The 24917-nt window shown below is 46.0% G+C and carries 10 protein-coding genes; all 10 read left to right on the top strand.

Annotated features, from left to right (window positions below; genetic code table 11):
• The first annotated feature begins 8 nt into the window (after nucleotides 1-8).
• The 10 genes from ACVBDU_RS02405 (at nucleotide 9) to ACVBDU_RS02450 (ending at nucleotide 24909) form a co-directional block, all read left to right on the top strand.
• Entirely contained in the window at nucleotides 9-2855 is a 2847-nt protein-coding gene (locus tag ACVBDU_RS02405; RefSeq protein ID WP_447175019.1) for a glycoside hydrolase family 2 TIM barrel-domain containing protein, read from the top strand.
• 48 nt (nucleotides 2856-2903) lie between these two features.
• Nucleotides 2904-4019, top strand: a complete 1116-nt coding sequence (locus ACVBDU_RS02410) for a glycoside hydrolase family protein (protein WP_447175020.1) — start codon at nucleotides 2904-2906, stop codon at nucleotides 4017-4019.
• Entirely contained in the window at nucleotides 4006-7290 is a 3285-nt protein-coding gene (locus tag ACVBDU_RS02415) for a glycoside hydrolase family 2 TIM barrel-domain containing protein (RefSeq protein ID WP_447178188.1), read from the top strand. Before ACVBDU_RS02410 ends, ACVBDU_RS02415 begins: the two co-directional genes overlap by 14 nt.
• A gap of 165 nt (nucleotides 7291-7455) precedes the next feature.
• The gene (locus tag ACVBDU_RS02420; protein ID WP_447178189.1) at nucleotides 7456-10872 is read left to right on the top strand and encodes a glycosyl hydrolase; all 3417 of its coding nucleotides are present in this window, start codon (nucleotides 7456-7458) and stop codon (nucleotides 10870-10872) included.
• Between the two features lie 196 nt (nucleotides 10873-11068).
• A complete protein-coding gene (locus tag ACVBDU_RS02425) occupies nucleotides 11069-13387 on the top strand; it encodes a DUF5703 domain-containing protein (RefSeq protein ID WP_447175023.1) in 2319 nt (772 codons plus the stop codon).
• A gap of 6 nt (nucleotides 13388-13393) precedes the next feature.
• Complete coding sequence (locus tag ACVBDU_RS02430; RefSeq protein ID WP_447178190.1) at nucleotides 13394-15862, top strand: pectate lyase family protein; 2469 nt, start codon at nucleotides 13394-13396, stop codon at nucleotides 15860-15862.
• Between the two features lie 178 nt (nucleotides 15863-16040).
• Nucleotides 16041-18062 (top strand): aceric acid hydrolase, encoded by a 2022-nt coding sequence (locus ACVBDU_RS02435; protein WP_447178191.1) that lies wholly within the window; start codon nucleotides 16041-16043, stop codon nucleotides 18060-18062.
• A 444-nt stretch (nucleotides 18063-18506) separates the two neighbouring features.
• A complete protein-coding gene (locus ACVBDU_RS02440) occupies nucleotides 18507-21857 on the top strand; it encodes a SusC/RagA family TonB-linked outer membrane protein (protein ID WP_447178192.1) in 3351 nt (1116 codons plus the stop codon).
• Between the two features lie 19 nt (nucleotides 21858-21876).
• Entirely contained in the window at nucleotides 21877-23832 is a 1956-nt protein-coding gene (locus tag ACVBDU_RS02445) for a RagB/SusD family nutrient uptake outer membrane protein (RefSeq protein ID WP_447178193.1), read from the top strand.
• 243 nt (nucleotides 23833-24075) lie between these two features.
• Entirely contained in the window at nucleotides 24076-24909 is an 834-nt protein-coding gene (locus ACVBDU_RS02450; protein ID WP_447177729.1) for an IS5 family transposase, read from the top strand.
• The last annotated feature ends 8 nt before the right edge of the window (nucleotides 24910-24917 follow it).

A 24917-nucleotide genomic window follows, 5' to 3' on the forward strand; every position in this document is an offset into this window, starting at 1 on the left:
CGTTAACCATGAGAAAAGTATTTCTCTTACACCTGATCTTAAGCATTGTATCCCTGTATAGCCTCAGGGCGCAACAAGGAAATGAAACAGAAGTCCTTTATCTTTCCGGTAAAGGCTACCAGGATACCGAAACATGGGAATTTAAAGTATCAGAAGGAAGAAACAGCGGGAAATGGGGAACCATAGAAGTACCCTCCGTATGGGAGCAGCAGGGCTACGGCAAATACCAATACGGTATCAAATTTTACGGAAAGCCCCACCCGGACGGTATAGCCGATGAGGTCGGAGAATACAAGTATACTTTTACCGTTCCGAAGGAATGGGAAAGTAAAAGGGTGAAGATAGTTTTCGACGGTTCCATGACCGACACCGAAGTTAAAGTTAACGGCCGTTCCGCCGGATCGAAACACCAAGGGGCTTTTTATCGCTTTCAGTATGATGTTACCAGCTTGTTGAAATACGGTAGAGAAAACCTGCTCGAAGTCACCGTAAGCAAAGAATCCGAAAACGGCAGTGTAAACCTTGCAGAGCGAAGGGCGGACTATTGGAATTTCGGTGGAATATTCCGTCCCGTTTTTCTCGAAGCCCGTCCGGCGCAAAATATAGAACGTACTGCCATAAAAGCCGAAGCGGACGGTAGTTTCGAAGCGGATGTCTTTCTCGGGGAAGGTGCTTCCGCCCTCCGGGTAGAAGCGGTTATAACCGGTGCCGATGGCAAAAAGAAAGGGACGTTGCAGGGAGAAGTTTCCCCGGGGAGCGACAGGGTAAGATTGGCCGGTACATTCGATAATATAAAGGAATGGACCGCCGAAACTCCGGATCTTTACCATGTTGATTTTTTACTTTACAAAAGAAACGATCTGTTACACAAAGTTTCCGACAGGTTCGGTTTTCATACGATAGAAATACATAAAGGAGACGGTATTTATGTCAATGGCCGGCGTGTATTGATGAAAGGAGTAAACCGGCATAGTTTCTGGCCCGAATCGGGACGCACGCTCAATAAGGAACTCAATTATGCCGATGTGCGGCTTATTAAGGAGATGAATATGAACGCCGTAAGGCTATCGCACTATCCGCCCGATCCGGAATTCCTGGATGCCTGTGATGAATTGGGACTGTATGTCATGGACGAACTCGGGGGATGGCACGGACATTACGACGATGCCATAGGGAAAAAACTGGTCCGGGAAATGGTAACCCGCGACCTGAACCACCCGTCTATTATCTTCTGGTCTAACGGGAACGAAGGCGGCTGGAATACCAATCTCGACAACCAGTTCGATATCTGGGATCTGCAAAAACGTCCCGTATTACATCCGCAACAGGAACTCAACGGGGTAGAGACTATGCACTACAGGTCCTACGGGGAGACGCTTGAATATTTCCGCGGTGAAGAGATTTTTATGGCCACCGAGTTTCTGCACGGTCTCTATGACGGCGGACACGGAGCGGGATTGCATGATTATTGGGAAGTGATGAGAAAACATCCCAGGAGCGGCGGCGGTTATTTATGGGTATATGCAGATGAAGGTATTGCCCGTACCGATCAGGATGGGCGGATAGATAACCAGGGAAATTACGGGGCGGACGGTATCGTAGGTCCGCACCACGAAAAAGAAGGCAGTTTCTATACCATAAAACAAATATGGTCACCGGTAATGATAACTCAGGAAGAAAGACTCCCGGACGATTTCGATGGCGTCTTTACCCTGGAAAACCGTTACGACTTCACTAATACCAATCGCTGTACACTGGAATGGGAACTGGCGCAGTTTCCGAATCCGGAAGACAAAAATGCAGAGCGTAAGACCATAGTGAAGAAAACGGTAAAAGGGCCGGATATAGCCCCCCATGCTACCGGGGAACTCCAAATAAAACTTCCCGGCAACTGGAAGGAAGCGGACGTACTTTACCTCAAAGCACTCGACCCGGAAGGCAAAGAGTTGTGGACATGGGCCTATACCTGGGATAAAGAAAAAGAACCGGTGGCAGAGCATGCAGAAGGCAAAATCTCTCTGCAGGAAACAGTAGACTATTACCAGATTACCGCTTCCGGTACACAAATAAAAATAGACCGGAAAACCGGGAAATTGCAACAGGTTGTTCAGTCGGGGAAGGTGATAGATATCAACAATGGCCCTCGTTTTATAGCCGCCCGAAGAGGCGACAGGACCCTTGATGGTTCTGTAGATAAAGATGCGGCCAAAGGAGAGGACCGTATCTATGAAGAAATAGCTTACGAAGAAAAATTGCAACATATCTCTGCGGAAGAAAAAAATGGTGAAGTAGTTGTCAGTGCCGACTATTTCGGACCGTTGCAAAAAGTACAGTGGACAGTAAAAGCTGGTGGTACCGTACAACTGGATTATGAGTATGACTATCATGGCGTAGTGGAATTGGCAGGAGTGTCCTTCGATTACCCGGAAGATAACATGAAGAGTATTAGGTGGCTTGGGAAAGGTCCGTACCGCGTATGGCAAAATCGTCTACAGGGAACTACGCTCGACGTATGGGAGAACGATTATAATGATCCCATCCCCGGAGAATCTTTTGTATATCCCGAGTTCAAGGGGTATTTTAACCAATGGCAATGGGCGGTTTTCCGTACCTCGCAGGGAGAAGTACAGTTAAGTAACCCCGAGTCCGGCAGTTATCTTGGTGTATATACTCCCAGAGATGGCAGGGATGCCCTGTTGTACACCCTGCCACAAACAGGTATAGCTGTGTTTGATGTGATACCTGCCGTACGAAACAAGGTAAACGCCACCGATCTCGTAGGCCCTTCATCCCAACCGAAATGGATAGAAGGCGTAAAAAAACATACATTATTCCTGAAATTCAGGTCATACTAAGCTCTGTAAAGTTTCGTGTTTCCCTATGCAACAAAAAAAGCATAATATATGGACAAGAATAAAATATATATCCCGGTAATCCTGCTCCTGTTAGCCCTGTCTGTGGCATGTACCCAAAAGAAACAGAAAAGAAAGATCACGGATGCCGTGATGCAGGAAATTTATGAGGAGATAAAAACGCCGTATAAGTACGGATTGGTGATGGTGCCGCCAAATGATTCCCTGAAGATGGATTGCCCAAGTATTTTCCGGAAAGACGGGAAGTGGTATATGACCTATTTGATGTACGATGGTCGCGGGTATGAAACCTGGCTGGGAGAAAGCGATGATCTGCTGCATTGGAAAGAGAAAGGAAAAATCATGTCTTTCTCCGATACTACCGATTGGGACGTCAACCAGAAAGCCGGCTATATCGCTTTGCAGGACTACGAATGGGGAGGGAGCTACACCTGGGAAACCTATGACGATAAATACTGGATGAGCTACTTCGGGGGGGATAGCAGGGGTTACGAGGCAGGAATACTTTCCATAGGAATGGCCTATACCGAAGAATCACCTGACGAGGTACACGAATGGAAAAGGCTGTCTGAGCCCGTATTGACCCCTAAAGACAAAGAGGTAAGCTGGTGGGACAATAGCACCATGTACAAAAATTCCGTGATCCGTGACGAAAACAGGGAAACAGGCCACGAGTTCGTCATGTATTACAATGCCCGGGGAGATAGTATTAACCCTGCCCGCGGTGCCGAGCGTATCGGTATGGCGGTGTCCGATGATATGAAACATTGGGAGCGTTTCGGAAAAGATCCGGTGATCAATCATCACAAGGGAATATCCGGGGATGCGTATATTCAGCGGATCAACGATGTATGGGTAATGTTCTATTTCGGGGCCTTCTGGAAAGACGGGGCATTTAACCGTTTTGCCGTTTCCAATGACCTTATCCACTGGAAAGACTGGGAGGGAGAAGACCTGATCCGTTCTTCCGAAGATTACGATAACCGCTTTGCTCACAAATCGTTCGTGGTGAAACATGACGGTATAGTATACCATTTTTATTGTGCCGTAAACAAAAAAGATCAGCGTGGAATAGCCGTTGCCACCTCCAAAGACCTCGGGGAAAGTGATATGTATTTTGTAACCGGAAACAATGAAGAAGAATAAACTGTTTTTTTATATCATATGTACTTTTCTGGCCGGTTGTGGTTTAGCCCTGGCGCAAACCGTAACCGGTGAACCGGCAGGAATACCCCGGGTACCACAAAAATATGCCGATAGCCCCTGGGAAGATCCCCTGGTGACCAGCCTTAACAGGGATGCAGCCCGTACAACGGCCTATTCCTATACTTCCGTAGAAGATGCTCTGGAGGGCAACAGGAATAAGAGCCGCATACAAATGTTAAACGGTTTATGGGATTTCAGGTACAGCGCAAATCTCCGCGAAGCCCCGAATGATTTTTATGTTGACAGGGTAAAAGGCTGGAATACGATAGAAGTCCCTTCCAACTGGGAAATGAAGGGCTATGACATTCCTATTTATAAAAGCGCCGTATATCCTTTTCGCCCGGTGAACCCACCCTTTGTTCCTGCTGATTACAACGGCGTGGGTTCCTACCAGCGTACATTTACTGTTCCGTCCGGCTGGAAAGACAAAAACATTACCCTGCATTTCGGAGCAGTCAGTTCGGCTTTCCGGGTATGGGTAAACGGGGAATTTGCAGGCTACGGGGAGGATAGTTTTTTACCTTCGGAATTTAATGTTACTCCATACCTGAAAGAAGGAGAAAATATACTTTCCGTACAGGTGCTGCGCTGGAGCGACGGTTCTTATCTCGAAGACCAGGACCATTGGCGGATGAGCGGTATTCAGCGCGAAGTTTTCCTCATGGCCGAACCCAAACTGCGGATTCGCGATTTCTTCTGGCAGGCCGAACTGGATGAAAACTATAAAAATGCCCTCTTTAAACTGCGTCCCGATATCGAAAACCTCACCGGCGATACCATTCGGGACTATACTTTGCAGGTACAACTGTACGATCCGGAAAACCGGGAGGTATTTTCCGGGCCGATGGAAAAAAAGGCAGAAGAGATCCTCAACGAAAGCTACCCGAGGCTCGATAATGTAAAATTCGGGATGTTCGAAAAAGAGATTAAAGAACCCCGGAAGTGGAGTACAGAAACACCTGACCTGTATACTATATTGCTTGTTCTTCGAAACCCGTCCGGCGAAATAGAAGAAGTAAAAAGCAGCAAGGTAGGTTTCCGCTCCGTAGAATTTTCCAAAGAAAACAGCAAACTGCTTATCAACGGAAAGGAAACCTACGTGTATGGCGTAAACCGCCACGATCATGACCCGGTCCGGGGAAAAGCGCTTACCCGGGAGGATATAGAAAAAGATGTAAAGACGATCAAACAATTTAATTTCAATCTCATACGCACCAGCCATTACCCGAACGATCCTTATTTTTATGAACTCTGTGATAAATACGGCATTATGGTAATGGATGAGGCCAACCTGGAGACACACGGTCTGGGAGGAAAGCTGGCCAACGATACGCGCTGGTTGCACGCACATATGGAAAGACTAACCCGTATGGTACAGCGCGATAAAAACCACCCTTCCGTAATTTTCTGGAGCCTGGGGAACGAGGCAGGGAAGGGCCCGGCCTATGCCGCCATGGCGGGCTGGGCACACGATTTTGACCTTACCCGGCCCGTACATTACGAACCCGCACAGGGAAACCCGGGACTAAAAGGATACATAGCTCCCGGCGAACCCGGTTACCCTAAAGACCATGCCCATCGCATAGAAAACCCGACGGATGAGCCTTATGTGGATATGGTAAGCCGCTTTTATCCCGGGGTGTTTACTCCAAAACTGTTGGTCGACCAGGAAGCGGATACCCGTCCCATTATTTTTGTGGAATATGCGCATTCCATGGGGAATTCTACCGGTAATTTGAAAGAGCTATGGGACGAATTTCATTCCCTCCCGAGGATTATAGGCGGTTGTATCTGGGACTTTAAAGACCAGGGATTGCAGAAAAAAGATTCGGTTACAGGAAAGGAATTTTATGCCTACGGTGGAGATTTTGGAGAGAAACTACACGATGGCAATTTTAATATCAACGGCATCGTAGCTTCCGACGGCAGGCCGAAAGCAGCCATGTACGAATGCAAATGGGTTTTTCAACCGGTAAAAAGCAGTATGGAAGTTGAACAGATGCTACGGATATCCAACCGACATTCAGCCATTTCATTGGCAGAATACATACCGGAAATAGAGCTGCTTAAAAACGGTATTTCCGTTATGCAGAAAGAACTTCCGCCCTTTGCTGTCGAAGCCGGGAAAGATACCTTGATTAGCATGGCATCTTACCTGCCGGAAATGGATAAGGATTCCGAATACCTGCTCAACCTGAATTTCCGTTTGCCGGAAGACAAAGACTGGGCCCCGAAAGGGCACATCGTAGCATCGGACCAATTTATATTGCGAAAGCGTAAGCCTGTTACGATTAATGCAAATATGACAGGAATCAGTCCGGAAATTCAAAAAAAATCAAGTGCCTACATAGTTAAAGGAGAAGATTTTCAAATAAGTTTCGACCGGAAAAACGGAGCGTTGACTTCCTATGTGTTCCGTGGAGAAGAACAGGTATTTCGTCCCCTGATGCCACATTTTACCCGACCGCTTACCGATAACGACCGGAAAGGCTGGAAACCTGATAAAGTACTTAAACCCTGGTACGATGCCCGACCGGAACTGAAAAAAACGCAGGTAAAGGAGGAAAATGGTGCCGTTACCTTACAGAATACATATACGGTCATAAAGAAAAAAGCCGAGGTAGAAGTAATCTATAAGATTGCGGCGGATGGGACGGTACATGTAGACTATCACCTGAAAGCTTCTGAAGACCTGCCCAATATTCCTAAAGTGGGTATGCAAACCGGAATAAAAGATACGTACAGGAGTATCTCCTGGTACGGAAAAGGTCCGTTGGAGAACTATTCCGACCGTAATCACGGTTTCGGAGCAGGAATATATAACCTTCCGCTTGATAAGTTTACGGAACCATATGTAATGCCCCAGGAAAACGCTAACCGTACCGATGTACGCTGGATGGCCTTTACAACTTCGGGAAAGGAAAAAGGTTTACTGGTCGTGGCCGGCGATTCTTTGTTAAGTATGAGTGCATGGCCCTATACTGAAGCCGATATCAATAAAGCTAAACATACTTTTGATCTGCAGAATGCCGGTTACATTACCGTAAATATAGATCTCGTGCAAATGGGAGTAGGAGGGAACGACAGTTGGTCCGAAGTAGGGCAACCGCTGGAGAAATACCAGGTTCCGGCAGGAGAATATCATTATAACTTTTGTATTATTCCTTATATGGAAGGAGAGTTGGATGCCATGTTGCAACGATTTGAATAGAAATACTAATGTAATAATGTGATGCGCTGAGTGAGCACAGCCGGAGTGTGTCAATGCGATAATTTGAGAATGTTTAAAAGATAATAATTTCTCCTCTTTGAGGGGAGATACCAAAGGCAGAGGGGGCGCCACCCCAGTTTCCTGAATATGTAATAAGTGACTAAAATGCATAAACCAAACAAAATATTGTGGATTGTTCTGTTCATGCTGAGCATCCTTTCCTGTAATGCTCCAAAAGAGGGGGAGGAAGACAGTTTTGAACCTACATTGGAATCATCCAGACCCTGGGTTTACTGGTACTGGATGCAGTCGGCTTATTCCAGGGAAGGGATTACGGCCGACCTGGAAGCCATGAAAGAAACGGGTATAGGAGGGGCTTACCTGATGGCTATAAAAGGTCCCGCCGATCCTCCGCTTATCGATCCGCCCGTATTGCAATTAAGCCCCGAATGGTGGGATATGGTAGAATTTGCAATGAAAGAGGCCGACAGGCTCGGTATGGAGCTGGCCATGCACGCTTCCGACGGGTTTGCCGTGGCTGGTGGGCCCTGGATCACCCGGGAACTGTCCATGCAGAAAGTAGTGTGGTCGGATACGCTGGTGCGCGGAGGGCAAAAACTGGATTTACAACTCCCCATACCTCCCAATTATAAGGGATATTACGAGGATATTGCTGTCTTTGCGCTTCCTGTTAAGGAAAATTACCGGAACAGTACGCAGGTACAACCGCAAATAACATGGAGTTCGGACGATAAAACGAATTTGAACTTTCTCAGTGACCGGGATGGAAAGGGAAATGTGAAAATGTATGAAAAAGGATGGGTACAATATAGTTTCAATGAACCATTTACCTGTCGGAATATAAAAATAATAACCGGCGGTAATAACTACCAGTCCCACAGACTTATTATAGAAACCAGCAAAGACGGAGTGCATTTTGAGCGGGTAACCCGGCTGATCCCTCCGAGACAGGGATGGCAGGACACGGACGCCGCTTACACTCATGCCATAGAACCCGTAACCTCCCGTTATTTTCGTTTTGTCTATGACCCGGAAGGCTCAGAACCCGGAGCCGAAGACCTGGATGCTGCCAAGTGGAAACCAGCGTTAAAAGTAAACAAGATCATCCTTTCCGAAGAACCGAAGATCGACCAGTACGAAGGTAAATCGGGTGTAGTATGGCGCATAAGCACGGAATCGACTACGGAAATGCTCCCACCGGAAAACTGTCTCGCCAAAGAAGATATCATCAATATCACGGCCCATACCGATGCAGAAGGGAAACTTTCCTGGGATGCGCCTGAGGGAAAGTGGAAGATCATGCGTTTTGCACATACTTCTACCGGGCATACCAATGCTACCGGTGGCGGTGGGGTAGGACTGGAAGTAGATAAGTTCAACCCGGAAGCCATACGTTTACAGTTCGATAAATGGTTCGGCGAAGCTATACGTACCGCCGGTCCGGAACTGGCCGCAAGAGTATTGCGTATTTTACATATCGATAGCTGGGAATGCGGCAGTCAGAACTGGTCGCCCGTATTCCGCAAAGCCTTCAAAGAACGAAGGGGGTATGATCTGGTGGATTATCTCCCTGTCGTGGCAGGGATTCCCTTAGAAGATGCCGAAACATCCGAGAAGGTACTTTATGATGTACGTAAAACCATTTCGGAGTTAATAGCCGATAATTTCTTCGGCACTATGGCTGGCGAAGCACAAAAGGCAGGAGTAGCGTTCAGCACCGAAAATGTGGCACCTACGATGGTAAGCGATGCCCTCCGGCATTTCAGATATGTGGATTATCCCGGCGGTGAGTTCTGGTTGAAAAGCCCTACACACGATAAACCCAATGATATGCTCGATGCCATTTCAGGAGGACATATCTACGGTAAAGATATCATCCAGGCCGAAGCCTACACCGAATTACGGATGGACTGGGACGAGCATCCCGGAAACCTGAAGGCATTAGGTGACCGGAACTATGCCCTTGGCATAAACCGTTTCTTCTATCACGTCTTTGTACACAATCCCTGGCCGGACCGGAAACCCGGAATGACCCTCGACGGGGTAGGAACATACATACAACGCAACCAGACCTGGTGGAAACCGGGGAAAGCATGGATAGATTACGCGCAACGGGTTCAGTACGAATTACAAAAGGGAAAACCTGTTATAGACCTTGCCGTATTTACCGGCGAGGAATTGCCGTCGAGGGCCGTGCTGCCGGATCGGTTGGTACCTTCCCTGCCTGGAATATTCGGAGAAGAAACCGTACAAAAAGAAAGGGTACGGCTTGCCAATGAGGGACAGCCACTGGCCAAAATGCCCAAAGAAGTAACCTCTTCGGCAAATATAACGGACCTGTCCCATTGGGTGAATGCCCTGCATGGATATAAATACGATTCTTTTAACCCGGATGTCCTGCTCCGAAAAGCGAAGGTAGAAGATGGTAAAGTAACTTTTGGTGCGGGTATATATTACGGAGCCCTGGTATTTCCGGGAAGCAGGAAAATGTCGCCGAACGCTATGATGTCGATTGAAGTGGCGCAAAAAATACTGGAACTCGTCAAAGCAGGTGCTACCGTATTTCTGGGGACCAAACCGGAACGCACCCCCGGTTTCGGAACACCGGAAGATAAGGAGAAACTGGAAGCCGTTGTTAGTGAACTATGGGCTGGCGCTTCCGGTGGGGACACAGAAGAATTAAACAGACGAAAAATAGGAAAAGGTACGGTAATCATGCTACCCTATACCCTAACGGATTTTAGTCCGATTGGCATAGAGCCGGATATAACCATTACTGGGGAAGATACCCCGGAAAAAGTACCAGATATAGCTTATACCCACCGGCGTACGACTGCCGAAGACATATATTTTATATCAAACCAGAAAGAACGAAAACGAAGGGTGAACATATCTTTCCGGGTTACCGGGAAAGTTCCCGAACTATATGATGCGGTTTCCGGGAAGACTACAACACTGCGAGAATGGAAAACAGAAAACGGTCGGACTACAATTCCGTTGCAACTGGATAAGAATGCTTCCGTCTTCGTAAAATTTCGCGAAAAAACAAGGGAAACATCCCGGAATGAGGGAAAGAACTGGAAAAAATACGCCAAAGTACAGGAGATCGGGGAAGATTGGAAAATAATCTTTGATCCTGCGTTCCACGGCCCGAAAACTCCGGTAGTAATGCCATTGTCGGATTGGAGTACTTCCGGCAACGACAGTATCCGCTATTATTCCGGTACTGCGGTATACGAAAAGACCTTTACCTGGAACGGGGAAACCGGAGACACCTGGCTCAATCTGGGTGATGTGGCCAATATAGCCGAAGTCTCGCTTAACAATACAGATTGTGGCACGATCTGGACGTATCCGCACCGGGTATTTATAGGTGAAGCGCTGCAAAAAGGAGAAAACAAACTCGTAATCAAAATAACCAACACCTGGGCCAACCGGCTCATTGGAGATCAAAAACTTCCCGCATCCGAAAGATTGACCAATACCACGGCTCCGTTCCGTTTGGAAGATACCCCGTTGTTAAAAGCCGGGTTATTAGGGCCGGTGGTTATTGAGGAGTGATATAGTTGTTAGTTCGGGAGTTCGGAGTCTTGGAGTGGAATTTTAAAAGAATAAACATATGTAAACATGCGGTGTAATAACCGGGGCTTCGATACACCCTTCGCTGCGCTCGGGCACTCAGCCGCCTTCGTTCTGGCTGTAACTGCAACATGTAATTTAAACTTGAAACCTGTAACCTGTAATTTATAACCAATTAATGAAACACATATTACCCTGCATATTACTTATTCTCACTGCCATCCTCCCGGCACAAACCCCAGTACTGGAAGATTATAATCCTGTATGGACGGAACAAAGTGAAAATGCTTCCGGGGCCATGCCACTGGGAGGCGGTGATATCGGTCTGAATGTGTGGGTAGAAGATGGCGACCTGTATTTTTATATATCCCGGAGCGGCACGTTTGACGAACACAATACATTGCTAAAACAGGGCCGGATGAAAATCAGATTTGAACCCAATCCTTTCGATGAAGATTTCCGTCAGGAACTGGTACTGAAAGACGGTTTTATAGAAATACAGGGGAAGGAAACAAAGGTTAAGCTGTGGGTAGATGTCTTTGACCCGGTAATTCATGCCGATATTAAAAGCCGGACCCCGGTTTCCGTCAGTGCTTTCTATGAGAACTGGCGTTACAGGAACAGGAAGGTAGAAGGAAAGGCCAACAATGCCAATTCGTACAAATGGGCACCGCAGGGGGAAATTATAACCTATAAAGACTCCGTTTCTTTTCTCAAAAACGATATCCGGTTTTACCACCGCAACAGGGAAAAAACAGTCTTTGACGTAGCAGTAGTACAACAGGAAATGACCCCGGTAAAAGAACAGATGTACAATCCGCTGGCAGATCTCACTTTCGGAGGGCATATCACTGCATCCGGCATGCTGGCAACCGGTACGGTTTCCGGGACCTACCGCGATACGGGTTTTAAAGCATGGAGGTTACAAACCTCAAAACCTGTAAAACACCAGCAACTACATATCTATCTCCATACCTCACAGGCGGAAAATATCCGGTCGTGGCAGGATAATCTTAACAAAGAGATTAAGGCATATAATAAAGAAAGTCTTGTCAAAAAGGAGAAACGTACCATGCGGTGGTGGAACGATTACTGGGAGCGCAGTTTCGTATATACCGGGGAACGTGGCGCTCGGAAAACGGACACCCTGTGGCAAACAGGAAGAAACTATCAGTTGTTCCGCTATATGCTGGGTTGTAATGCCTACGGAGACTACCCGACGAAATTCAACGGCGGGCTTTTTACTTATGACCCCGTATATACTGATACCACCCTGCAATTCACTCCCGATTTCCGCAATTGGGGAGGTGGTACCATGACGGCACAAAACCAACGGCTGGTCTATTTTCCCATGCTCAAAAGCGGGGATTTCGATATGATGGATGCCCAGCTTAATTTTTATCTCCGCCTGCAGAAAAATGCCGAACTGCGCAGCGAAGTATACTGGGGGCATAGTGGGGCATCATTTACCGAACAACTGGAAAACTTCGGCCTGCCCAATCCTGCCGAATATGGCTGGAAACGCCCGGACGGATATGACCCAGGCATGCAATACAACGCCTGGCTTGAATACCAGTGGGACACCGTACTCGAATTTTGCCTGATGATGCTGGAAAGACATCGCTATAACAACAAGAGTATAGAACGGTATGTACCTTTTATCGTAAGCTGCATTCGTTTTTTTGACGAGCATTACCAGCATCTCGCCCGTAAAAGAGGGGCAAAAGCATTGGACCACGAGGGACACCTGGTTTTATACCCCGGGTCCGCTGCCGAAACCTATAAAATGACTTATAATGCCAATTCCACAATAGCCGGACTAAGAGTGATTACGCAAAAATTACTGGAACTTCCGGACGGTATGCTGAGCGATAATGAAAATATATATATCCGGGAAGCTGCCAATCTTATTCCCCCGTTGAGCTTCCGGGAAATAGAAGGACACAAAGTACTGGCTCCGGCCAAAGTATGGGAAAGGATAAACAATACCGAAGTTCCGCAATTATACCCTGTATTTCCCTGGCGGATATATGGCGTTGGCAAGCCCGGGCTGGACGTAGCAAAGAATACCTGGAAATACGATCCCGATGCTGTAAAGTTCCGCAGCCATATAGGATGGAAACAGGACAATATTTTTGCGGCGGTCATGGGCATGACCAAAGAAGCCGCGCAATTAACCCTGAAGAAAATGGCCGATTCCGGCAGGAGATTTCCCGCTTTCTGGGGCCCCGGATTTGACTGGGTACCCGATCATAACCAGGGTGGTTCCGGTATGATAGGCATGCAGGAAATGCTGCTACAGACCGCAGGAGATAAAATATACTTGTTTCCGGCATGGCCCGGTGACTGGAATGTCCATTTTAAACTGCATGCTCCCAAAAATACTACGATAGAAGCCAAACTTGAAAACGGAAAACTAAAAATAGTGGAAATACTTCCCCGGGAAAGGGAAAAAGACGTCATTAATCTACTGGATATATCGAATTCAAAAAAATAAAACCTAATGAAAGCCTTTGCGAAAAATAAAATAAATGCCATTCTGATACTTGTCGTTATAGTCACGGGTGTTCAGTGTACGGAACATAAGGATGTTACGGAAAAACAACCTGTAAAAATAGATTTTGATTTTGCCGGGCGTAAACCGGGAGAAGTACACTACCCGGAATCTGCCTCCTGGATTATAGGTGACGAAACCAGAGCCGAAAAGGAAATAGAAGGATTGATCATCCGGCTGGAGGGAGATTTGTCCTCATCATGGTATAAGGCAGGGATACAGAAGGGCGGAGAAAGTTTGCTGATAAATGATGGCTTACGTACCGGGAACAGTCTGACCCTTACCATAAGCGGACTTAAAGAAGGAGAACATTCACTGTTGACTTTTCACAATACGTTTGACAGCCCTGAGGCTACGAAGTTCCGACCTGTGAAAATCTATGTGAACGAAGAACTGAGGGAGACGGTAACCCCGAGTAACAGGGAGATAAAAATCGTAGATGCCGCTATGGCTTTTATAAAATTCAAAGCCCGGAAAGGAGAGAATGTGGTTTTTCGGTTCGAAACAGATGAAGCATCGGGAATTTCCAATGAAAACCTGGTGATTAACGGGCTGGAAATAGATATGCCAAACAAAATGAAACAAGCTTATGCACCGGAGCCCGCAAATAATGACCTTCACGTCCCCGGTGAAAGCCATGAGCTCCGGTGGAATGCACCGGAGACAAAGATGACTTATGATGTTTACTTTGGTGAAGACGAAAAAACTGTGGCCGGGGCAACCAGGAAGTCACCGGAATATAAAGGAGAGATCAAGGAAAATAGTTTCAGGACGGAGAAGTTATACAGTATGCAAACCTATTTCTGGCGGGTCGATGTCATAGAGGAGAATGGTGAAATAACCCCCGGAACCGTATGGTCCTTTCGTCCGGCACAACTTGCATTTCCCGGTGCGGAAGGCTACGGGCGCTACGCGATTGGTGGCCGGGGCGGAAAAGTAGTGGAAGTCACCAATCTGAACGACAGCGGACCGGGCAGTCTGCGTGAAGCCGTAACCAGTGAAATCGGCCCGAGGACCATCGTCTTCAACGTTTCCGGGAACATTGAGTTGAAATCGAGACTGGTAGTCAACCAGCCTTATATTACCATCGCCGGGCAGACAGCTCCCGGAAAAGGGATCACTATAAGTCGTGCGCCTATAGGTCTTACCGGGGACGATGGTATTATCCGGTTCTTACGGGTAAGGATCGGTGCCGGCCGGACCTATGATGGTATGGGGTTGACAGGAGCAAACCACAGTATTATAGACCATTGCTCTATAAGCTGGACACTGGATGAAGGCTTTAGTTCCCGTGGCGCGCATAATATTACATTGCAGCGGACACTTATTTCCGAAGCACTTAATGTAGCCGGGCACAGCAAATACGAAAAAGGAAAAATGCACGGCTATGCAGCCTCGATAGGCGGTGATATCGGAAGTTTTCATCATAATCTACTGGCACATAATTACGGCAGGAACTGGAGTATTGCCGGAGGAATAAACGGTGACGGTTACTATACGGGACGACTGGATATCCGGAACAATGTAGTGTATAACTGGGGACACCGGGCTACGGACGGCGGCGCCAACCAGGTGAACTTTGTGGGGAACTACTATAAACCCGGACCTTCTACCAACTTTTTCTATGCCCTGAATGCACAACATGAAGGCGTGGGTCTCGGAAAACAACAGTATTTCTTCGATAAAAATGTGATGACAGGTTATTTCGATGAATCTAACCAGGAAAAAGGGAGGACCATTTCAATTTCCGGCCCGGCACAGGTGGATTATGAAACCTATCTGGACAAACCGTTCTTTGAATCTTATGTAAAAACACATGCCGCCCGGCAGGCTTATAAAAATGTACTTTCCGATGTGGGAACCAATCAATCGCAACAGGACGAATACGACAAAAGGATCATAAAAGAAACACGCGATAGCACCTATACCTATAAAGGCAGCAAAAGTGGTTTGCCCGGTACGATAGATACCGAGGAAGATGCCGGCGGATGGGAAAACTATCCTGAAGAAAAACGTCCCGGAGACTGGGATACCGACCATGACGGTCTGCCCGATTGGTGGGAAAAAGCACGTGGTCTGAATCCTGATTCGGTAAAAGGAGATTTCACCGATACCAATACAGATGAGGATAAAGACGGATACACCGAACTGGGCGAATATCTGGACTGGATGGCCCGACCGCATTATTTTGTGAATACCGAAACGCAAACAGCACTCTCCGGAAAGGAGCTCTTTGCAGGATATCAAAACCAGCCGGAATACACCATTCTCCAAAAGGAAAATGTAAGTGTATCCGTAACCGGAGACGAGATCATCTTCAAAAGTTCCAAAAAAGGATTTATGTACTTTGATGTACAGGTAAAAGATGCTTCCGGAGATACAATGATAAGGAGAGTGAATGCCTTTAGTATGGAATAGCCCTGTAAAGAGGGACTCGTTGCACCGGTAGCTTCGATACATTCCGAACACAGTTCGGAATACTCAGCCACCTCTGTTGAGGCTTTGAAAACCGACCCTTCGGCTTCACTCAGGGACTTATACTTGGAACCTGGAACCTGCAACTTGAAACTTGTAATCTGAAACCTGAAACAAAACCATGAAAACACACAAAAAACCCTTCTATATCATAATATTCCTTATCCTTCAGGGAATCACCGCCCAGAACAAATCCCTGGTGAATACCTCCGAAAGCCCTTACGCCCGGTTAAAAGGCGTAGGTTTGAACGACGTAACCTGGACCGGCGGTTTCTGGAAAGAGCAGTTCGAAACGGAAAAAAACAATACCCTGCCTTATATGTGGAACCTGTACCACGATGCCGAAACCACACATGCGTACAGGAATTTTGAAATAGCGGCTGGCCTGATGAAAGGAAAGCACGACGGCCCGTCGTTTCACGATGGCGATTTTTACAAAATAATGGAAGCTATGGCAGCTATGTATGCCCTGACCAAAGATGTTTCCCTGGATAAACAGATGGATGAGGCCATTGCACTCATAGCCAAAACACAACGACAGGACGGCTATCTCCATACCCCGGTACTTATCGAAGAGCGCTGGGGAACCCTGGGTGAAGAAGAACTGCAAAAACAGCTCGGTTTCGAGAAATACAATATGGGCCATTTAATGACAGCGGCCTGCATACATTACCGGGCTACCGGGAAGGACAATTTTCTGAAGGTAGCCAGGGGAGTAGCTGATTATCTCTATGATTTTTACCGGAAAGCATCGCCCGAACTTGCACGAAATGCCATTTGTCCCTCACATTATATGGGTATTGTAGAAATGTATCGTACCACCAAAGATCCCCGTTACCTGGAACTGGCCAAAAATCTTGTAGATATTCGCGGTACTACCGATGATGGAACGGATGATAACCAGGATCGTATCCCGTTCCGGGAGCAGAAAAGGGCGATGGGACATGCCGTCAGGGCCAATTATCTCTACGCCGGGGTAGCCGATCTTTATGCGGAAACCGGGGAAAAGGTACTGTTGGATAATCTGCAATCCATCTGGGAAGATGTTATTTACCGTAAGATGTATATTACCGGGGCCTGCGGGGCTCTTTACGATGGTGTATCCCCGGATGGTACCTCTTATGATCCTTCCGAAGTACAAAAAATACACCAGGCGTATGGCAGACCGTACCAGTTACCTAATGCTACCGCACATAACGAAACCTGTGCCAATATAGGCAATGTCCTTTGGAACTGGCGTATGTTACAGCTGACCGGTGAGGCCAAATATGCCGACATTGTAGAACTTGCCCTGTATAATAGCGTTTTGTCTGGTATCAGTATAAAGGGAAAGGAATTTTTGTACACCAATCCGCTATTGGTTTCGGCCGATTTGCCTTTTGAACAACGATGGGGGAATACCCGGCAGGGATATATAGCCCTGTCCAACTGCTGTGCACCCAACGTTACCCGTACACTGGCCGAAGTGAATAACTATGCCTACAGTATATCCGGGGAGGGTCTTTATGTCAACCTTTATGGTAGTAATACACTCAATACTGCTTTGCCCGATGGTACGGAGATAATAGTCGAACAACAGACCGATTATCCCTGGGACGGAAAAATAACACTCACAATAAAAAAGACCTCGGCAACACCGTATAGCCTGTTTCTCCGCATTCCCGGCTGGTGTAAAGAGACGAGTATACAGGTAAATGGTAAAGAGATCACACAGGATCTCCGGCCCGGGACTTACGCGAAGGTAAGTCGTAAGTGGAAAAGAGGTGACGAAATAGTGCTAAACCTGCCCATGCCGGTAACCCTGATGGAAGCCAATCCCCTGGTAGAAGAAACCAGGAACCAGGTAGCCGTAAAAAGAGGACCGCTGGTATATTGCCTGGAATCAGAAGATTTGCCCGGAGATACAAGGATAAATGAAATAGCGCTTGATCCGGAAGCCGGATTTGATCTTGACAAACAATTGATGGCAAACCGGCAGGTTGTAATATTAAAAACCACCGCCGGGATAAAGAACAGGGAATGGAAGAAATCGTTATACCGTCCCTTGGAAAAGGAGGAAAAAGGTATTGCCGTGAAATTTGTACCCTATTTTACCTGGGGAAACCGGGGAGTGGGAGAGATGGCCGTCTGGATGGCGTATTGATGGTTTTATGTTTGATTTTAAGAATCTCTGATAAAAAACTACGGGATTAGCACAATTTTTTTTTGTTGGATCTGCAAGGCTTTTTTTCGTAAAATATCCTGAACTCAGTATTCACCCTGAATGCGAACGAAAACGTTTTTGTTCGGGTGATGGCGAACGAACAAAAAGAATGAAAAAGCAGTACAGTACAGGACACTTTCTTAAAAATGATTATTGACATTTGACTACTCTACATTTTCAGAGAGGTATTATTATCAAATTAATATTTGTCAAAAAATCGCTTTTTCCGGAAAAACATGGGCAGGTTTTCGGAAATACAAGGCGCAAAACCTTATAGTAACTATTAAATTAAATGTAAAAAATATACAAAAATGTAATCGATTACAAATGGTAATTACTTGATAATGAGAAATTTTTAGATTAACTGACTAAAACCAATAACTAATGAAACACGAATGTATAAAAAGGTGGCTGACGATGTTGATTCTCCTTGGAAACATTATTGCCTATGCCCAGGACAAGGCGGAGTCTACAGTTTCCGGTACGATAACGGACACTATGGGTGTACCGCTGCCGGGGGTTACTATTTTGATCAAGGACACTAATGACGGAACTGTCTCCGACATGGATGGAAGTTTTGAGATAAATGCTTCCAAAGGAGATATTATACGCTTTTCCTATATAGGAATGAAAAGCGTAGAGCATGTTGTCGATGAAGATCTGAACATTGACATAACTATGGAAGAAGATAATGCTCAACTTGACGAAGTAGTGGTTGTAGGATATGGCGCCCAGAAAAGAGAGGACCTTACGGGTGCTATCATGACCATAGACCCGGATAATGTCAGGGATTTGCCCGTATCCAACCTTTCGGAGTCCTTACGGGGACAAATACCGGGACTATCCGTATCTGGAGGTTCTACCCGTCCCGGAGAGGCCGCAACCCTTCAGATCCGTCAGACTTTCGGTTTTTCGAGAGATGGAAATAGTACCTTACCTCTTGTTGTCATAGACGATATGATACAGGTAGATCCGGAATCGGGTAAACCCACTCTTGAAACATTTAACCGTTTAGACCCTTCGGAAATAGAAAGCATTACCGTCCTAAAAGACGGTTCGGCAGCTATTTACGGGGCCCGTGCTTCCCAGGGCGCCATAGTCGTAAAAACAAAAAGAGGAAAAATAGGTAAGCCCACATTCAATTATTACAGCCAGTTTTCTTTTAACGATGCCGTAAGTCACAGTAAAACCATGAGTGCCTATGAATATGGCATCTGGCATAACAGGTTTTTAAAAGCAGACAGCCAGGATGATGAAGGAAGAAATCTGTTTTCTACCGAAGAACTGGATGAAATGAGGGGCCTCGATTATGACTGGCTGGACAAGGCATGGTCTGCAGCAGGACAGCAACGACATTCCTTTAGTGTAAGCGGGGGAACCGAGAAAGCAACTTATTTTGCAGGAGTTACCTACTTCACGCAAGGATCTAATCTGGGGGAGCAGGATTATGATAAATGGAATTTCCGTACCGGTGTAGATGCCAAAATCTCGGAAAGTTTTGATCTGTCCGCATCTGTTTCCGGAAATTCCGGAAGTGTGGAAAAATCGTTTACGAAGGCCGCTGCAAATATCAACGACAGCAGTTACGGTTCCAAAGCAGGTGGAGGAGAACAGGCAGATTACGGTTATTTGCTCCATATGCCCAGATATATTCCCTGGCAGACAACCGTAAATGGGGAAGATTACTGGATGTCACCGTTTCCGCGTACGGACCGGAATCTTGGGAGTGCCAATTCCAACCGTACTATTGCAGGGTGGAATTACTTTGCGACACTGAACAATGGGTCTAAGCAAACGGAAGAAGATTTTATGTACAATTTTAATGTATCCCTAACCTATAAGGTTCCTTTTATTGAAGGGTTGTCTGTAAAGGGTACATTCTCCAGGAATGAAAATTCCAGATATATTGAACAGGTTCAGTTACCTTATGAGCTGGCAAGAATTACTAACTACGATGAAGAAGGACGTTATTTAGCCAGTGCAGCCGAGGATTCGGATTATGAAATAGAAACCAACGAACGTAATTCGCGCGTTTATTACAATAACTATAACACTAAAAGTACCCAGGCCAACTTCTTTATAAATTATGCCAGGACTTTCGGAGATCATGATATCAGTGCCATGGTTGCCATGGAGCGTTCGGAATCCAGTTATAAGAGTACACGCCTGGCCTATGAAAATACTTCCGCAGATTATTTGGGAACCAATGAAACAGCAGGAGAGCTATCTCCCAGCAATTCCACGGCCAGTAAGGGAGAGGCAGGAACCTTGTCGTATCTCGGAAGGGTAAATTATAGTTACAAATCCAGGTACTTGTTCCAATTTCTTTTCCGGAGTGATGCTTCCACAAAATTTGCACCTGAGAACTACTGGGGTTTCTTTCCTTCAGTTCAGTTAGGATGGATAATGTCTAAAGAAAACTGGTTTGCTGATGCCCTGCCATGGGTTGATTTCCTGAAAATACGTTATTCTGTAGGTAAAACAGGGAAAGATAACATTAAACCTTGGAGATGGAATCAATATTACGACCTGATCACGGATAAAGGATTCCAGTTTGGGGATAACGGCGGAATGCTGGGTAACGGATTAACTCCAAAAGTTAATCCTAACCGTAACGTAGGTTGGGACAATACCATAAAGCACAATGCCGGGCTGGATTTCAATATCTTTGATAACAGGCTACAGGTTACAGCAGATTTTTATTATGACAGAACCACGGATATGCTCACAGGTATGGCTGGTGCAGTCGGAGTGCCTATTTCTGTAGGTGGTGGATTCGCCGAGCAAAATTTTGCTGCGGTAGATGCCTGGGGAGCAGAGTTCGGTGTGAACTGGCGGGACGACATAACGGATGATTTTTCCTATAATGTAGGGGTCAACTTCGGGTTCTCTAATAATAAAGTCAAAAAATATCCGGAACAGGCGCTTCAGCATCCGTCTAATAATATAACACAGGAAGGAGCATCCTTGTTCTTCCCGGTCTGGGGAATGGAGACCTGGAAAGAAACTTCTACCGGGGACGGTATTCTGCGTACGGATGAAGATATACAAAAATATTGGAGTTATCTGTCTGATAATGCGGGAGCAGCAGGAGTAGACCCTATGTATTTCGATATCAATTCTATGGATGCCATGCGCAAAGGGATGATGGCTTATAAAGATGTTGGGGGGCAGTTCGATGCTGAAAACGGTACACAGGCAGGTCCGGATGGACAGATAGCCAAAAACCTGGACTATGTAAAACTGGTGAAAAAGAACCGCACCTACGGCTTCACTACAAACCTGGGAATGGCCTATAAATCAGTTTACTTAAGGACCCAGATCCAAACTTCCTGGGGGGGCATCCGTATGGTGGATATCGTAAAACAGGGAACATCTTCATCGCACAACATGTGGGCCCACGAAAGTTACTGGAAAGATATGTATGATCCGGACGATAATCCGGATGGAAAATATCCCAACTTGGCCCATTACGATTATGTTGCACAACCGTCAGATTTCTGGAAATTAAATACCTTTTCATGTGCTATAAGAAACCTTACCGTAGGGTATGAACTTCCCAAAGAGTTCCTGTCCAAAGTTTTTATAAACAGGCTTACTGTTGGCGTAACAGGAAACAATCTTTGGTTTTTGAATAATCCGTATCCCGGTAATTACCGAAATATGTATGATAACTCCTATGTCAGCTATCCCACACTCAGAACATGGACTGTTAATCTAAATGTGACATTCTAACTTAAACCGGAAAATAATTATGAAAACAAATATAAGCACATATGTAAGCATGATCTTTCTCCTGGTAACAGGAGTTTCCTGCAGCGATGATTTTCTGGAGGATATGAAAAACTACGGAGAGTACGACGATACATTTTACCAAAGCGAGGAGCGGGTTACCGCGTATATTGATAATGTGTATTACGATTTTTTCGCGGCCTATACTTCGCCATCATCCATTGTGGTAGGTTCTTATGACACTGAAAATTCCGGTATGACCGAAGAAATAGGAGGGATGCGGAACCTGATAAACCCAACTCTTACCTTTTTTAATGCCGATGATGCTTCCGACTATTACGGGACCAGGCTGGAAGATAAAGTAAAGAACGAGCCCTATCACAGGATCAGGGAATGTAATTCTTTTATAGAAGAAGTAGATGTTAAAGGAGCTGACCTGGATGAAGAGTTCCGCAACAGGGCCAAAGGACAAATGTATTATTTGAGAGCGTTGCAATACTTTGATCTGATGCGTGTCTATGGAGGTGTGCCTGTTGTAACCGAAGTTCAGACACCATCTCCTACCGACGAAACTATAAAACTTCCCCGCGCAAGTGTTAACGAAGTGGTAGAGCAGATCATAGCAGATTTCGATATGGCCGCAAGCTTATTGCCCGAGAACTGGGAGCCGGCAGATTACGGACGTTTTACCAAAGGAGCTGCTATGGCTCAGAAAGCAAGAGTATTACTTACCTATGCCAGCCCGCTTTTCAACAGCAACTGGGACAGTAGCGAGCGATGGCAGCAAGCCCTGCAGGCTGCTTTGGAAGCCGAAAACCAGTTAACCGCAGATGGATACGGGTTATACGGAAGTTCCGCAAAAGACTGGGAAGAAATGTTTATGGTAGATAATTCATTCTGTTCTGAGGCTATTACCGTACAGCTTTTAGGTAGCGGTAACCTGAGCAATTACCTGAACAATTCGTGGGAGCAGAATATCCGGTTAAACAGTCAGGACGGTGGCGGAGGACAATCGGCCCCGAAAGAAATGATCGATTTGTTCCCTATGGCCGACGGTTCCAGGCCTACTGCCGCAAACGGGTATGACGATTTCCTTTTCTTTCTCAATCGCGATCCCCGGTTTTACAGGACTTTTGCCTTTTCCGGCAGAAAATGGGGATATAAAGAAGATCCGGAATCTGTCGTATGGGCATATCGCTGGGTAGATAGTAATGACGAAGCGCATTACAGTGATAATAACCAGTTATCCAGTCCGGCATTCATTTGCAAAATGACCAATAGCGAAGTAACCAACGAAAGTGGTTTTGAATATTCCGGTACCGATATCTTCGAATACCGATATGCCGAATTATTACTGAATATAGCCGAATGCTACGCGGGAATAGGTGACTTGGGTAATTGTGCCGCTTATCTCGGAAAAGTAAGACAGCGGGTAGGTATTCCATCTACCAATAATTACGGTATCGGTACACTGGGCAGTAAATACGAAGCTATCGAAGCCTGCCTGTACGAACGCAGAATAGAGCTCGCTTATGAAGGAAAACGCTTTTGGGACGTACAACGGTGGATGCTGTACAACGATGATGCTTCAGCAGGAAACAATACCTGTGCCATGCTTGGAATAGCGCCTATTAACGGTACTCAGCGCACAGGGCATTTCCTGCAATATAATGGAGTGACTACTGCCGACGATCCCCTGGCCGGTATACGCGAGGATATTTCTGTAGATCCCGACGCCGGAGATTTCGAAGAGCAATTACAGGAACTGGCCGGCTTTTATACCGATAATTTTGTCCTGGAAGAACTGATAACCCCTATGGATAATGTCAATGGAGATCCCGTCCAGATAGACTGGAAACAGAATTATTATATCCAGGGACTGAACACCAGTGTCTTAACACAAAATGACTGGCTGGAACAAACCATAGGCTGGAAAGATGCCTCCGGGGCAGACGGAACTTATAATTATAGAGAGTAGATAACCGATAAAAATCGGATTTTTAGTAATGGATAAGGATGAACGAACTAAAACATTCCGGTAAGAGAATAAGTTCGTGTAAATAAGTGTATTGCTTGAGGTGAAAGAAAAAATAATAAAACCAACCTTTTTTCTTGGTCCGTGGCAATATATATAACGAACTCGTTTAAACTTTTTTTAAAAATAAAAAAGGGTTGAAGATATTTGTGTTGCGAAACATACAATTATCTAAACCAACCCTTTATGTACTCTGTACTTGACAAAGATACGATAGAATTGGAAATAGTTCCTTACATACCTAAAACTCATCGAGGATTTGCCCCGACCGTTCCATTGGTTGAGATTGTTAACGCCATCCTCTACAAGCTCAAGACCGGTGTGCAGTGGCATCAAGTGCCTGTAAAAGCCCTTTTTGACAGTAAAGTGCTAAGTTGGCAATCGGTTTACTACCATTACCGGAAATGGTGCTTGTGCGGTTTTTGGAAAGACTGTTGGGTGAGCTTCCTCAACCGCCATAAATCAAAACTTGACCTTTCCAGTGTGGACCTGGATGGCAGTCACACCTCGGCCATCAGGGGCGGGGAACAAGTGGAATACCAAGGCCGTAAGAAGCGCAAAACCACCAATGCCCTATACCTTAGCGAAAGGCAGGGACTACCTTTAGCTATGTCTGAACCTGTTGCCGGCAATCATAACGACCTGTATAACATTGAGGTGCAGTTCGAAGTAGTCACTGGTACTCTGGAAGATGCTGACCTCCGTGTGGATGGGTTGTTCCTCAATGCTGATGCGGGCTTTGATTCCAAGGATTTCCGACAGGCTTGTGCCCAAAAGGAAATCAATGCCAATATCTGTTTCAACAGGCGTAACAGTGACAAGGACAGAGATGACTATTTTGACAAAGAACTTTATGACCAGCGATATGCCATCGAGCGAACCAATGCCTGGATGGACAGTTTCCGGTCATTACTAAACAGGTTTGACACCACCGTGGCAAGCTGGACAGGGTTTAACTATCTTGCTTTTATTGTGTTAGCTTTGAAAAAGTTCAAACCCATCAAAAAGAAAAAAGTTTAAACGAATTC

It is taken from the genome of Sinomicrobium endophyticum, assembly GCF_052983315.1.